Origin of the sequence: Bacillus sp. JNUCC-22, assembly GCF_018861275.1 — a bacterium.
Taxonomy (GTDB): Bacteria; Bacillota; Bacilli; order Bacillales; family Bacillaceae; genus Bacillus; species Bacillus velezensis.
In genome coordinates this window covers 537614-550500 of sequence record NZ_CP076408.1, presented here as the reverse complement: position 1 = coordinate 550500, position 12887 = coordinate 537614, and the positions used below count along the sequence as shown (strand labels likewise).

The following is a 12887-nucleotide window of genomic DNA, read 5'->3' as shown; positions in this document are numbered from 1 at the left end:
TTGTAAGACTAGACCTCTTTTCTCAGGGGAAATTAATTACGTATTTTTATAAAGGGAGGTTTCAGACGATTATGGAAAAGCGTGAATTAGCGGCTCACGAGTCGCTGGACTTACATGAAATCATTAACTTCAAGACACTTTGTGTCGCGAAATCCAAGCTCATGCAAGGGCTTGTGTTTGATCAGGATCTGAAAACGTTAATGGAAAAAGACGTTCAGCAAGCCTCTCAAGACCTGGCTGATCTGCAGGCGGTTTATGAACGGGCAACGTTTCAGGCTCCCGTTCCTCAAAACCGGCCGACTTCGATCATCAATTGAAAGGAAGGTAAGCATCATTGAATCATGACCATTTAGATCCGATCAATTCATTACATGTCCCTGAACTTGCGGACATGACATTCGCAATGGATTTTCTCATACGCGCCAAAGAAGGCGTCAGAAATACCGCCGTTGCTTTAACAGAAACCGCTTCACCTGATGTAAGAGCTTTGCTTCGCAAACAGCTCATGCAGGGAATCACGATGCATCAGGAGATAACAGACTTGATGGTCAGCAAAAAGTGGTTTCACCCGCATGATCTGAGCGAACAGTATAAATTGGATCAGCTCTCTGCGAAAAATACCCTCATGGTCGGAAATATGAATCTGTTTCCCGTTGAAACGAACAGAAAAGGGATGTTTGACCGCACACCTGATGAACACTAACACTGGAGGTATTACAGCATGAAGGCCGTAACGTATCAAGGAGTGAAAAACGTCGTTGTGAAAGACGTGCCTGATCCGAAGATTGAAAACCACGATGACATGATTATAAAAGTCACAAGTACGGCAATTTGCGGATCAGATTTACATTTAATCCACGGACTCATCCCGAACTTGCAGGAAGACTACATCATCGGGCATGAACCGATGGGCATCGTGGAAGAAACCGGTCCCGGCGTGACGAAAGTCAAAAAAGGCGACCGCGTCATTATTCCTTTTAATATCGCCTGCGGAGAATGCGTTTATTGTAAAAATCACCTGGAAAGCCAATGTGATCAATCAAATGAGAACGGCGATATAGGCGCTTATTTCGGCTATTCAGGAAATGCCGGCGGCTATCCGGGAGGCCAGGCGGAGTATTTGCGCGTTCCATTTGCGAACTTTACTCATTTTAAAGTTCCCGAAACATGCGAAGAACCGGATGAGAAACTGAGTGTTATTTCCGATGCGATGACAACCGGCTTTTGGAGCGTTGACAATGCCGGCGTAAAAGAAGGCGATACAGTTATCGTTCTCGGCTGCGGGCCCGTGGGCCTTTTCGCTCAAAAATTCTGCTGGTTAAAGGGAGCGAAACGCGTAATAGCCGTAGACTATGTCAACTACCGTCTCCAGCATGCGAAACGGACGAATAAAGTGGAAATCGTGAACTTCGAAGACCACGAAAATACGGGCAGCTACCTGAAGGAAATCACCAAAGGCGGCGCCGACGTTGTCATTGACGCCGTCGGCATGGACGGGAAAATGACAGACCTTGAGTTCCTCGCCAGCGGATTAAAACTTCAGGGCGGGGCGATGAGCGCATTGGTCATCGCATCCCAAGCGGTGCGAAAAGGCGGAACGATCCAGATTACGGGCGTGTACGGCGGCAGATACAACGGGTTTCCCCTTGGCGATATCATGCAGCGAAACGTCAATATCCGATCAGGACAAGCTCCCGTCATCCACTATATGCCGTATATGTTTGAATTGGTGTCAACCGGCAAAATTGATCCGGGCGATGTTGTAAGCCATGTCATTCCGCTTAGTGAAGCGAAGCACGGCTATGAGATGTTTGACACGAAAACAGATGATTGCATAAAAGTTGTACTCAAACCTTAAAGAACGGAGGCTACAGAAATGGCCCGCGCCTTACATGAATTACTCGAAATTCAGGAGATGGCTTCTTTTAAGTCACTTTGTCTGACGAAATCTAAAACCATGAAAGCGCTCGTATCCGATCCGCAGCTGAAAGAAATCATGCAGCAGGATGCGGATACATCAACAAGGCAATTGCAGGAATTTGCCTCAATTTTATCTGATGCACAGCATGAATGAGGAGATGAATGACGAATGAATCCGATTATTGAATACTTGACGGGAATGAATGCACTGACAGACCAAATTGTCGCAATGGATTTATTGAATTCGGCAAAAAGCGGTGTCAGAAACTATGCGATGGCGGCGACGGAAGCCGGAACGCCTGAAGTGAAAGCGATCCTCACCCGTCACTTAGAAGAAGCCATCGACATGCATGAGCAAATCTCACGCTATATGATGGAAAAAGGCTGGTATCACCCGTGGAACACAAATGAACAAGTCCGGCTCAATTTGCAAAATATTGATACGGCGCTCCGCCTGCCCGTCCTATAAATCGTTTTGCTGCTGAGACTGCATCCCTGACTCAAGCTTCAGTATTTCAAACTGTGAGCTGCCTTTTACAGCGCCCAGGCGGCTCTCAGTTTTTTTATGCCTTCTTGTATATCGGTTTCAGAAACCCCCGCGAATCCGAGGGAAACTGTTTTTTCAGGGACCTGTTTTTGATAGGTAAGAGACACGGGATAGATTTTGACGCCTTGTTCCTCCGCCTTTTCAATCAGCTCTTTTTCGCTGAAAGGCAGATGAACGTCAAGTAAAATCCGCAGCCCGGAATTTTCTCCGCGAATCCTGACGTATTGTCCCAGCTCGCGCCGCACGGCCTCTAATAATACCGCTCTTTTTTTCCGGTACAGCTTTCTCATTCTGTTAATATGTTTCTGCCACTCTCCGCTTTTGATAAATTGAGCCAGCGTCAGCTGACTGTGGCAGGAGACGGTCTGTTTATATAAAGAAGCGATTTCCCTGCCTTTTTCAATAAGCGGCAAAGGAAGAATCATATAGCTGATGCGCAGCGAAGGAAGCAGAGATTGGGAAAACGTTCCCATATAAATGACACGGTGATGCTGATCAAGCCCCTGCAATGATGGGATCGGCTGGCCGGTGTATCGGAATTCACCGTCATAATCATCTTCTATAATGAACGATTGATGTTCCTTCGCCCATTTCAGCAGCTGAATCCTTCTGTTTACCGGCATAATCGTTCCTAACGTAAATTGATGAGAAGGCGTGACATATACAAGACGCGGCCGCTCTTCATTCAGCTTCCGGATACAGACTCCTTCATCATCGACGGGTATCGGAATGATCTTCATGTGATTGGCTTTAAAAATCTCCCTCGCTCTCGGATAACCCGGATCTTCATATCCGATGGATAGATTTGATTCAAATATTTTGCACAGCATTTGCAAAAGAGCAGGGTTCCCGGCGCCGACTATCACTTGTTCAGGACGGCAATTCACGCCGCGCGACTGATATAAGTACTCCGAAATGAGCGTTCTCAATTCAAGCTCGCCCAAATCATCCCCGGGCCGATACAGCTCATGCCCGTATTGATCTAAGCTTGCAACCATGCTTTTGCGCCATGCCGAAAACGGAAAATGAGCGGCATCCACAGTGCCGTAGTGAAAATCAATCCATTGGCGGTCTTCCTTCGCCTTTGTTTGAACAGGCGAAGCGCCCGGCTTTTTCACATAGACGGCGTCCGAGTCATAATCGGCAAACCATCCGCTTCTCGGCTTACTGACAATATAGCCTTCGGCGGCAAGCTGTTCATAGGCCCGCTCTACAGTCGTCTGACTGACGGAAAGCTGACTTGACAAAAGCCTTTTTGAAGGAAGCTTCAGTCCTTTAGGAAGACGGCCCTGATGCATATTTTCCTTAAAATGCCGATAAAGCTGCTGATAAAGCGGAATATCCAGATCTCTATTTAAAAATGGCGTGATATCCATTTTTGCTCCCTCCAAACTGGCATTCTTCTTTTTATAAAAACTGGCCATTTGTATAAGGCCAATTTCAGTTTATAGTCATTATAAACTTTGAAAATGGGTTTAGAAATATATATTGGAGTGATTGGAATGAATAAAGCCGCAAACGGCTGGATTAACGGATTTATCGGCGTGCTCATTTTCAGCGGCTCGCTTCCGGCGACCCGCTTGGCTGTAGCGGACTTTGACCCGGTATTTCTCACCGTATGCCGCGCCGCGATAGCCGGTATATTGGCAGGCGCTCTGCTCCTCATTTTTCAGGAGAAACGCCCTGCCAAAAGCGACATCATTTCACTAATAACAGTAGCGCTCGGCGTCGTGATCGGTTTCCCGCTGCTTACAGCCTTAGCGCTTCAGCATGTCACATCCGCTCATGCCATTGTCTACATCGGGCTTCTCCCGCTTGCGACGGCGATCTTCGGCGTACTGCGAGGAGGCGAACGGCCCAGGCCGGTCTTTTGGATTTTCTCGGCTGCCGGCAGCATCCTCGTAGCCGGATATGCTCTGCTGCAAGGAGGAGAATCCTCTCCGCTCGGTGATACGTACATGATCGCTTCGATTATCGTGTGCGGTCTCGGTTATGCCGAAGGCGCCCGCCTCTCCCGGCGGCTTGGCAACTGGCAGGTGATCTCTTGGGCACTCGTTTTATCGCTTCCCCTTATGTTCATCCTGTCTTTCTGCTTCATGCCGGACTCATGGTCAAACATCGGCGCGCCCGCACTGCTCAGTCTTGCATATGTCTCAATATTCAGCATGCTGATCGGCTTCGTATTCTGGTATCGCGGACTCGCCCAGGGAGGCATCGCCGCGATCGGGCAGCTGCAGCTTCTGCAGCCTTTCTTCGGACTGTTACTGGCCGCCATGATTCTCCATGAAAAAGCAGGATGGGAACTTGCGGCGGTGAATGTCGGCGTTATCGCTTGCGTGGCGGCCGCCCGGCAGTTCGCAAATCAATCAGAAAAGGCCGAACAATGAACTTGTTCGGCCTTTTCATTATGTTCCGCCCATAGGCAGCAGAAGTCTGTATCTCTTTCACATGATCCGGCTATTTTTCAGGCAGGCTGAACTCCCTTAAACGCACTCATCACCAGATCATGCACATAGGAATCATTCACCTCATCACCTGTAATAAGCAGACGATAGAAAATCGGTCCGTAAATGAGATCGATGCTTACGTCAATATCAAGATTCTCTCTTAATTCACCTTTTTGAATTCCCTTTTCCAGAAGGCCTTTCGCTTGGAGGCGGCGGGGCTGGAAAAATCGAGTGCGATATTCTTCCGCCAATTTTGCATCCAGCTGCCCCGCACCGATTAATTCCTTAATAACGGTTCCTTCCCGGCTCGTCAAAAATCTTGCTAAATTCGTGGCGTGGGTCAATATATCTTGCACTGTTGATCCTGTATCTGGCACAGGCAGTCTGTCCGTAGCGGTCGAAAGAAAGCTGTCCATGATAACGGCAGCCTTGTTTGACCACCATTTATAAATCGTTGCCTTACTTACTTTGGCACGCTCAGCAATTTTATCGACTGTCACCGCGTCAAAGCCATTTTCCAACAATAGATCATAGGCTGCAGAAAGAATCGCCTTATGTGTTCCTTCATCGCGCGGCCGTCCTCGTTTACTCTGCACATGAATCATTCCTTCCCGAATTATAAACGATACGTTCAGTATACTTAACCTGTATAAAAAAAGAAAACAGAAACCTATTTACAAAACTGAACGTTTAGTATATTATTTGCTTATAATAAAACTAAACGTTTAGTTTATAAAATAACTTGAGGGAAGTCTTGATGAAATGCAGACTCCCAAAGCCTCTGCGTAAGGAGATGAATCAGCAAATCATTTATCAAAGCATCATAAAAACCACTTAAAAAGGAGTTCATTCATATGGCTAAAGAAAACAAACAAACAGCAGATCAGGGAATTTCACCTGGTTTAACCCTTCTTCTCGCAACGGCATGCGGTATCATTGTCGCTAATCTTTATTATGCACAGCCCTTGGCAGGATTCATTAGTGCGGCAATCGGGCTTTCTCCAAGCAGCGCAGGATTGATTGTCACACTGACTCAAATCGGATACGTTGCCGGCTTACTGTTTCTCGTCCCTTTGGGAGACATTATCGAAAACAAAAAACTTGTCGTTGTATCGCTCCTTCTAAGCGCAGCCGCTTTGACACTGACAGCATTTGCGAAGCATGGAACACTGTTTTTAGCCGCTGCGTTTTTCATCGGACTGGGATCAATTGCAGCCCAAGTGCTAGTTCCGTTCGCATCATACCTTGCACCGGACGCCGCACGCGGCCGGGTTGTCGGCAATGTGATGAGCGGCCTGCTGCTCGGTATTATGCTTTCCCGTCCGATATCCAGTCTGGTCGCTGATATATGGGGGTGGAATGCCATATTTGCTTTATCCGCCGCGTTAAGTGTTGTCCTGGCAATCGTCTTATCAAAAGTGCTTCCTGCCAGAAAACCAACAGCAACCACAAGCTACACCATCTTACTCGGTTCAATGTGGAAGCTGCTGCGCACGACTCCGGTCTTACGCCGCCGTGCCATTTATCATGCGTTTGTATTTGGAGCTTTCAGCTTGTTCTGGACGACTGTACCTTTATTATTGTCCGGTCCTGCTTTTCATTTTTCTCAAAAGGCAATCGCGCTGTATGCATTAGCGGGCATTGCAGGTGCAGCGGCTGCACCGATAGGCGGCCGTCTGGCTGATCGCGGCCTGACCCGGCTTGCCACCGGAATCGCTCTCGGTGCTGTCATCGTTTCTTTATTACTCCCGCTCATGATTCAAAGCAGCTCCCACGTCGGCATAGCAGTTCTGGTGGCCGCAGCTATCCTGTTGGATATGGGTGTATCTGCCAATCTCGTACTCAGTCAGCGTGCCATTTTTTCGTTGGCACCTGAATTTCGCAGCCGATTAAACGGATTATTTATGGCCATCTTCTTTCTGGGCGGTGCTATAGGATCATCAATCGGAGGATGGGCATACGCCTCAGGCGGGTGGAGTATCACATTATGGATTGGAATCGCTTTTCCGGTCATCGCATTGCTTTATTTCACCACGGAGAAATAAGCCATTCACCAAAAATAAGCCGTCAGGACCAAGCTGACAGCTTTTTTTGATGTATTCTTCTTTACATCCTTCAGAACAAAAAACCCCTGTTTCATGAGTAATTTTGCTTCATACGATTCCATATTCTCACCGTTAAGATCGTAATCAATAGAAACGAAACGATTACTAACACAATACCTGTCATTGACTCACTGAAATTGATAACGACAAAGCTGGTCAATACGATGATAGGAATATTTGAAATCAATACAGTTAACATGTATGCAGAATACTTTAACCCGACTGCAGCGGATAAAAAACAAATCACATCCGTAGGAGCTGCCGGACAAAGCATCCCCACTGCCAAAAACTTATAATTGTACGCTTCCAATAACTCCTTCAAGTCAGGGTATTTATCTTCCAGTAATTGAGTCGTTTTTTCGTTGGCGAATTTTCTTGAAAACAGATAAACCAATGTTTCGCTTATAAACAGGCCGGCCATTGATAATAAAATGCTGACCATCGGATCAAAGCAGATTCCGCCCAAAAACATCAGCGTCATGCCGGGAATAAAAAAGAGAAGCCTGACGACCCACAAAGCCAAAAACAGCAGCATCGCGTATTCCGCATGCCCTGATATAAAGTCCGTTACATCATTCATATCAAATGACAGCAAGTCCAGTTCCTTCAAACAATAAACGCCTAAAAACCATATACATAATAAAATCATTTTATTTTTCAATTTCTCCACTCTCCTCGCTTCCCATCACATCATAAGCAAAGAAAATGAAGAAACAGCCGGTAAAATCCTTAAGGATTCTTAAGTTATTCTAAAAAAAGCTTACGGAACGTTTGTCCCGCAAGCTCTAGTCAATCGGGTGTTCAACAGTAAAACGAAGCCAGCCGCCGCTGTAATCCGCATGGATACGGCCGCTGTGAAGCTCAACAATTCTCTTTGAAATGGCAAGTCCGAGCCCGGTGCCCTGATGACCCGTTCTGGCCTTATCCCCTCTGAAAAACCGTTCAAACAATTGATTGATATCGTCAGCAGGGAGATGTTCGGCCTTGTTTGACACTTGCAAAATTGCTTTTTCATCTTTCAGCTCAAGGTTTATGAACAATTCAGATGGTTTGATGCTGTACTTCAGCGCATTCATAAAAAGATTATCATAAACGCGAACCATCTTTTCTATATCAATACAGACGGGAACATGCTCTTCCGTAATTGATTTTCGGACAGTTAATTGTTCCTTTTCAAACATGGGAATGTACTCTCCGGTGATTTGTTCCAATAGGGCAGACAAGTCTGTTTTGCTGCGGTTCAAAGTAACATCCGGACTCGATAAATGTGTATATTCAAACAGTTCATCTATTAAATATTTCAGCCTTTGCGATTTTGAATAAATCGTTTCAAGGTACTCCTGAAATTGGGCTTTACTGTTGTATTGTTCTTTTTTAAGCAGATCCAAATATCCGATAATTGATGTTAACGGGGTCCTTAAATCGTGAGATACACTTGAGATCAGCTCACTTTTCACTCGTTCTAATTGTCTTTCATGTTCAAATTTATTCTCTAATTCTTCGGACATATAATTGATATGTTGTGCAAGCTGTGTCAATTCATCCCTGCTTTCAGTCCTGATGGTCAAGCCTAAATTTCCATTGGCAATATGGTGAACACTCTCCGTAATGTGTTTCAAATATAATATTTTTTTCCGCACCAATAACAAAAAAACCGCAATAAAGGTCAAAATAGCTGCAGTAAATTGAATCAGTATCCTAAAATTAGCGTTTCCTTGGCTCACATCTGTTAAATAATTTATTTTGTACAGATATGAGATAGATAAAATAACAAGAATCAACACACCAAATGCAACAAGATAACTAATTGCGATCGCGATCAGAAGCCTGACAATCAGCTTATTTCCAAACTTCCTCATATTTTATATCCCGTTCCCCATACCGTTTTGATATAAATCGGATGTTTAGAATCCTCTTCTATCTTGTCTCTGATCTTTGTGATGTGGACCATCACCGTATTGTCCGACTTAAAAAAGTCTTCCTTCCATACCGCCTCATATATTTTTTCAACACTCATGACAATTCCTTTGTTTCTCGAAAGCAGCTCCAGAATATCAAACTCTTTCGGAGTGAGCCTGACTTCTTTCCCCCGCACCCACACCTGCCTTGTATCCGTATTAACGGTCAAATCACCGATTTCAATGACGTTCGCCGTGCTGATCGTATCTGTATTGTATTTTTTATACCTTCTCAGCTGCGATTTCACTCTGGCGATCAATTCCAATGGGTTAAACGGTTTCGTTAAATAATCATCTGCGCCGGAGGCCAGTCCTTGAATTTTATCCATATCCTCCGATTTGGCGGAAAGCATGATGATGGGCAGATTTCGTTCCTGTCTGATCTTCATGCATGCTTCAATCCCATCCATATTGGGCATCATAATATCCAAAATGATCAGGTCAAACTCCTTTTGCTCCAATAATTTTAATGCTTCAGCAGCATCTTCCGCCTTCTGTGTGTCTATTCCTTCATTTTCTAAATAGACAGAGATCAGGTTTCGGATATCTTTGTCATCATCTACGATTAGAATGGTTGTCCCCATATGAATCCTCCCTCTTTTTTTGCGGCAATGAACAGCTGAAAACATAAGCCGGCGGAATATTCCTGAATTCTCTCCTTACTTCTGTTTTCGGAAAGAATTGCTCAATCAATGCCTTCTTATATTGAGTATATTGGAACGTAATGAATTCTCCGTTATCTTTTAAGATTTTAGCCGTATCCGTCAAAATATCAGCAGACACTTTTTTCGGCAGGCTTGCAAAAGGAAGTCCGGAGACGACATAGTCGGCATAAGGAATTCCATGCTCCTTCATATGACTCTCAATATGTTCAGCCGATCCATGTACAATAAATAGGTTCTGTTCCTCTTTATATTTTTCTTGCAGCAAAGCATAAAATTCCTCATTTTGTTCTATCAATAAGATCATCGTCCCGGGCTGCCGTTTTTCAAGCAGCTTTTTTGTAAATACTCCCGTACCCGGCCCGTATTCAACAATGTATTCAGCTTTATGAAAATCAATTTTTCCCATCATCTTCTCAGCAAGAAAACGCGAGCTGGGCAGAACGGCGCCGACAGATCTGGGATTCATAATATATTGAAATAAAAATAACAGACGTTTCAACTTTAATCTCTCCATTTGTTTTGAATTTATAAAACACACTCTACATTCAAAACCTGAAGAAAAAGCGGTGAAAGTTCTTAAGAAATCTTAAGATATAAAAAAGACGGCGGGATTTGCCGTCTTTTTCAGCTGCCGATTCTTTCAGCAGCGGTAAAACCATGTCATAATATGTTAAGAAATAATTGCGCCATAGGCAGGTGAACACATGAAGAAGTATTTATATAAACACCTTTTGTCAGCTCTCGTTTCGTCCGTTTGCTTTTTATTGGTCTTTTATGTGGGTTTAAAAATGACACAGGAAGACACACCGCCGTTGTCTTCTTACCCGTTTTACCTTTTTATTTATCTTTACATAGCAGCCGGATATTTGACGGTCGGCCTTGTTTTAGCTTGTATGACTGATATCTTGAAGAACCGCTGGACATTCAATAAACCGTCTACCATTCTATTGAAACTTATCGTTTACTTACTCATACCGTATGCTATTTTTCATTCTTTCTTCATTTTAATGGCGCCGTTGATTTATGTGCTGTTTGAGTCGTTATTCATCCTGAGAAAAGCTTCATAACCTGAAAAAACATACCGCATGCTGCCGGTATGTTTTTAACATGCTTGTCAGTTGTTCGCAGTGATCCGTTTGATGTTTTCTTCCATCAAGCCGGAAATGAGCTGTTCGTTTGTATGAGGAATCTGTTTGAGCTGTTGTACGACCAGCCCTTGTCTTGCAGCTGAATGATTTTGACTCAGCTTTGCTTTCCCCTCTATTTTGCTGATTTTGATTTTAAAGCCTTTTACCCCTTTGTTCATGCCTGCCAGCAATTTCGCATCGACATCCTCTAATTTGTACGGGCTGTCGGGGCTTTCGTATTTCAATACGAGATCACTCATCGACTGCACGGTTTCTTCCTCATCCAAAAGCTCCGCCTCTCCGTAAACATGAACCGCCACATAATTCCATGTGGGAACAGCCTGATTCGTCTCATACCATTTAGGCGAGATATAACAATGAGGCCCTTGAAAAACGGCTAACACGTTTTGGCCATCAATCTCTTTCCATTGGGGGTTCGGCAATGCAAAATGACCGTATAAGCATTCGTTATCCTTACTCATCATCAATGGCAGGTGGGTTGCATACGGCATGCCTTCCGCCGTTGAAAACAATGCTGCGAAACCATACTCTTTGATGACATCGCACGCTTGAGCTTCACTCAGCTGAAATGGAGCCGGAATATACATACAAAACTCTCCTCTCGAACATGGATTGATAAAGCGCTTTCCGCTATAATAAGATATCACCTGACATTTAAAAAGGTACAGTTAGGAATAAATACACATGTCAGAGGAGGACATCTGATGAAAAATATGATTTTCGCTTTCGAAAGCGACACCCCGAAATACAAACAAATTTACGAGCAATTTAAAACATTGATTGAGCAGGGAAATATTCAGGCAGATGAGCGGCTGCCTTCGATTCGGGAGCTGGCAGATTCCCTGCGGGTAAGCCGTAATACAACGCTGATGGCTTATGATCTTCTTTTAGCGGAGGGATACATTCGCGGAGAAACACGCAAAGGTTATTTTGTAAATGAAGTAGAACCTTCTATATTTCAAAAAGAAAACGATGTTGTTTACGCTGAGAAAACCGAATCAACTCAGCCCGTCCTGATTGATTTTCGCGCCGGAGCCGTCGATCAAAAGCATTTTCCTCTGAAAACATGGAGAAAATTATACAATCAAGTTTTGACATCAGAGAAAAGCTTCCTGTACGGTGAACCGTTCGGCGAGAGAGACCTGCGTGAACAAATTGCCGCTTATCTCTTGGAATCCCGCGGAGTGAAAACAGATGCGGATTCCATTATCATCGGCAGCAGCACGCAGCAGATGCTGATATATCTCAGCCGGATTCTGAAAGAGGATTTTTCGGGAATGATCGTTGAAGACCCGGGATTTGACGGTGCCAGAGCGGCTTTTCAATTTCACGGGCTATCTCTGAAAACGATGCCTGTCTATGAAAACGGAGCTGATTTTTCTCAATTACATGCAATGAAAGAAAAATTAATCTATGTGACCCCATCCCATCACAGCCCTTACGGCGTAAGCATGTCCATTCAGCAGCGCCAAACTCTGATCAATTGGGTGAATCATAGAGAGGGTTATATTCTTGAGGATGATTATGACAGTGAATTCCGTTATACACAGCAGCCGTTTCCCGCTCTTGCTTCCATTCAATCAGACCGGGTGATTTATTTAGGGAATTTCTCAAAATCCTTTCTTCCGGGCATCCGCATAAGCTATATGGTTTTGCCGCAGCGCCTTTTGCACCGGTATAAAGAACGGTTTATTCATTTCGAAAGCACCGCTTCTTCGCTTAACCAGCTGACCATGGCTGAATTGATGAAGGCCGGTGAATGGACCCGCCATATTAAGCGCATGCGCATTGTTTACAGGCGAAAAATGCAGCACTTGATTTCACATGTAAAGCAGCAGTTCGGCGGTCATGTGACGATCATCGGCGACCAGTCGGGTTTGTATATATTGATGAGAGTTCACCTGAACTATACAGAAGAAACATTAATCGAACGCGCTTTTCAGTACGGAGTGAAGGTATATCCTACCGCCGTTTATTTCGTTGCCGAAAAACCCGAACCGCCGATCATAAAGCTGGGTTTCGCCCATCTCGATACGGATCAGATCACACATGGCGTACAGCTTTTGAGAAATGCTTGGCTGTCATGAAAGAAAAAAG

The 12887-nt window shown here is 44.6% G+C and carries 16 protein-coding genes; 9 read left to right on the top strand and 7 right to left on the bottom strand.

What is annotated here, in order from left to right; all coding sequences use genetic code 11:
• Nucleotides 1-71: 71 nt before the first annotated feature.
• The 5 genes from JNUCC22_RS02905 to JNUCC22_RS02885 are packed head-to-tail and all read left to right on the top strand — an operon-like array spanning nt 72 to nt 2389.
• Entirely contained in the window at nt 72-317 is a 246-nt protein-coding gene (locus tag JNUCC22_RS02905) for a hypothetical protein (protein WP_007409324.1), read from the top strand.
• 17 nt (nt 318-334) lie between these two features.
• Entirely contained in the window at nt 335-703 is a 369-nt protein-coding gene (locus JNUCC22_RS02900) for a spore coat protein (protein ID WP_015416918.1), read from the top strand.
• Nucleotides 704-721: 18 nt separating this feature from the next.
• Nucleotides 722-1858, top strand: coding sequence for a zinc-dependent alcohol dehydrogenase (locus JNUCC22_RS02895; protein WP_069006886.1), 1137 nt, complete (start codon nt 722-724; stop codon nt 1856-1858).
• Between the two features lie 18 nt (nt 1859-1876).
• Entirely contained in the window at nt 1877-2074 is a 198-nt protein-coding gene (locus JNUCC22_RS02890; protein ID WP_025284324.1) for a hypothetical protein, read from the top strand.
• Nucleotides 2075-2089: 15 nt separating this feature from the next.
• Nucleotides 2090-2389: a spore coat protein gene (locus JNUCC22_RS02885; protein ID WP_025284323.1), complete on the top strand. Its 300-nt coding sequence runs from the start codon at nt 2090-2092 to the stop codon at nt 2387-2389.
• Between the two features lie 65 nt (nt 2390-2454).
• Here JNUCC22_RS02885 and JNUCC22_RS02880 read toward each other — a convergent pair whose 3' ends face one another.
• The gene (locus JNUCC22_RS02880; protein ID WP_072588837.1) at nt 2455-3843 is read right to left on the bottom strand and encodes a MocR-like pyridoxine biosynthesis transcription factor PdxR; all 1389 of its coding nucleotides are present in this window, start codon (nt 3841-3843) and stop codon (nt 2455-2457) included.
• A 126-nt stretch (nt 3844-3969) separates the two neighbouring features.
• Between JNUCC22_RS02880 and JNUCC22_RS02875 the strand changes: the two genes are divergently transcribed.
• Nucleotides 3970-4854, top strand: coding sequence for a DMT family transporter (locus tag JNUCC22_RS02875; protein ID WP_072588836.1), 885 nt, complete (start codon nt 3970-3972; stop codon nt 4852-4854).
• Nucleotides 4855-4931: 77 nt separating this feature from the next.
• Here JNUCC22_RS02875 and JNUCC22_RS02870 read toward each other — a convergent pair whose 3' ends face one another.
• A complete protein-coding gene (locus JNUCC22_RS02870; RefSeq protein WP_021495037.1) occupies nt 4932-5510 on the bottom strand; it encodes a TetR/AcrR family transcriptional regulator in 579 nt (192 codons plus the stop codon).
• A 258-nt stretch (nt 5511-5768) separates the two neighbouring features.
• On the opposite strand from JNUCC22_RS02870, the gene JNUCC22_RS02865 reads away from it, so the two are divergent.
• Nucleotides 5769-6959, top strand: a complete 1191-nt coding sequence (locus JNUCC22_RS02865; RefSeq protein ID WP_039062693.1) for an MFS transporter — start codon at nt 5769-5771, stop codon at nt 6957-6959.
• A gap of 91 nt (nt 6960-7050) precedes the next feature.
• Here JNUCC22_RS02865 and JNUCC22_RS02860 read toward each other — a convergent pair whose 3' ends face one another.
• The 4 genes from JNUCC22_RS02860 to JNUCC22_RS02845 form a co-directional block, all read right to left on the bottom strand.
• Complete coding sequence (locus tag JNUCC22_RS02860) at nt 7051-7689, bottom strand: TVP38/TMEM64 family protein (protein ID WP_223883525.1); 639 nt, start codon at nt 7687-7689, stop codon at nt 7051-7053.
• A 115-nt stretch (nt 7690-7804) separates the two neighbouring features.
• A complete protein-coding gene (locus JNUCC22_RS02855; RefSeq protein ID WP_216062114.1) occupies nt 7805-8878 on the bottom strand; it encodes a sensor histidine kinase in 1074 nt (357 codons plus the stop codon).
• Nucleotides 8875-9561: a response regulator transcription factor gene (locus JNUCC22_RS02850; RefSeq protein WP_039062690.1), complete on the bottom strand. Its 687-nt coding sequence runs from the start codon at nt 9559-9561 to the stop codon at nt 8875-8877. The genes JNUCC22_RS02855 and JNUCC22_RS02850 overlap by 4 nt, the downstream gene beginning before the upstream one ends.
• Nucleotides 9533-10141 (bottom strand): class I SAM-dependent methyltransferase, encoded by a 609-nt coding sequence (locus tag JNUCC22_RS02845; protein ID WP_039062689.1) that lies wholly within the window; start codon nt 10139-10141, stop codon nt 9533-9535. Before JNUCC22_RS02845 ends, JNUCC22_RS02850 begins: the two co-directional genes overlap by 29 nt.
• Nucleotides 10142-10346: 205 nt before the next feature.
• On the opposite strand from JNUCC22_RS02845, the gene JNUCC22_RS02840 reads away from it, so the two are divergent.
• A complete protein-coding gene (locus JNUCC22_RS02840; protein WP_039062688.1) occupies nt 10347-10709 on the top strand; it encodes a hypothetical protein in 363 nt (120 codons plus the stop codon).
• Between the two features lie 47 nt (nt 10710-10756).
• Here the strand turns inward: JNUCC22_RS02840 and JNUCC22_RS02835 are convergent, their stop codons facing one another.
• Nucleotides 10757-11377, bottom strand: coding sequence for an FMN-binding negative transcriptional regulator (locus JNUCC22_RS02835; protein ID WP_038457067.1), 621 nt, complete (start codon nt 11375-11377; stop codon nt 10757-10759).
• Between the two features lie 117 nt (nt 11378-11494).
• On the opposite strand from JNUCC22_RS02835, the gene JNUCC22_RS02830 reads away from it, so the two are divergent.
• Nucleotides 11495-12877: a MocR-like pyridoxine biosynthesis transcription factor PdxR gene (locus JNUCC22_RS02830; RefSeq protein ID WP_038457066.1), complete on the top strand. Its 1383-nt coding sequence runs from the start codon at nt 11495-11497 to the stop codon at nt 12875-12877.
• Nucleotides 12878-12887: the final 10 nt, after the last annotated feature.

Coding starts and splice junctions, on each gene's coding strand:
- JNUCC22_RS02840 (WP_039062688.1), top strand. CDS start 10,347: ATGAAGAAGTATTTATATAAACACCTTTTGTCAGCTCTCGTTTCGTCC.
- JNUCC22_RS02865 (WP_039062693.1), top strand. CDS start 5,769: ATGGCTAAAGAAAACAAACAAACAGCAGATCAGGGAATTTCACCTGGT.
- JNUCC22_RS02885 (WP_025284323.1), top strand. CDS start 2,090: ATGAATCCGATTATTGAATACTTGACGGGAATGAATGCACTGACAGAC.
- JNUCC22_RS02830 (WP_038457066.1), top strand. CDS start 11,495: ATGAAAAATATGATTTTCGCTTTCGAAAGCGACACCCCGAAATACAAA.
- JNUCC22_RS02905 (WP_007409324.1), top strand. CDS start 72: ATGGAAAAGCGTGAATTAGCGGCTCACGAGTCGCTGGACTTACATGAA.
- JNUCC22_RS02835 (WP_038457067.1), bottom strand. CDS start 11,377: ATGTATATTCCGGCTCCATTTCAGCTGAGTGAAGCTCAAGCGTGCGAT.
- JNUCC22_RS02895 (WP_069006886.1), top strand. CDS start 722: ATGAAGGCCGTAACGTATCAAGGAGTGAAAAACGTCGTTGTGAAAGAC.
- JNUCC22_RS02850 (WP_039062690.1), bottom strand. CDS start 9,561: ATGGGGACAACCATTCTAATCGTAGATGATGACAAAGATATCCGAAAC.
- JNUCC22_RS02880 (WP_072588837.1), bottom strand. CDS start 3,843: ATGGATATCACGCCATTTTTAAATAGAGATCTGGATATTCCGCTTTAT.
- JNUCC22_RS02855 (WP_216062114.1), bottom strand. CDS start 8,878: ATGAGGAAGTTTGGAAATAAGCTGATTGTCAGGCTTCTGATCGCGATC.
- JNUCC22_RS02875 (WP_072588836.1), top strand. CDS start 3,970: ATGAATAAAGCCGCAAACGGCTGGATTAACGGATTTATCGGCGTGCTC.
- JNUCC22_RS02890 (WP_025284324.1), top strand. CDS start 1,877: ATGGCCCGCGCCTTACATGAATTACTCGAAATTCAGGAGATGGCTTCT.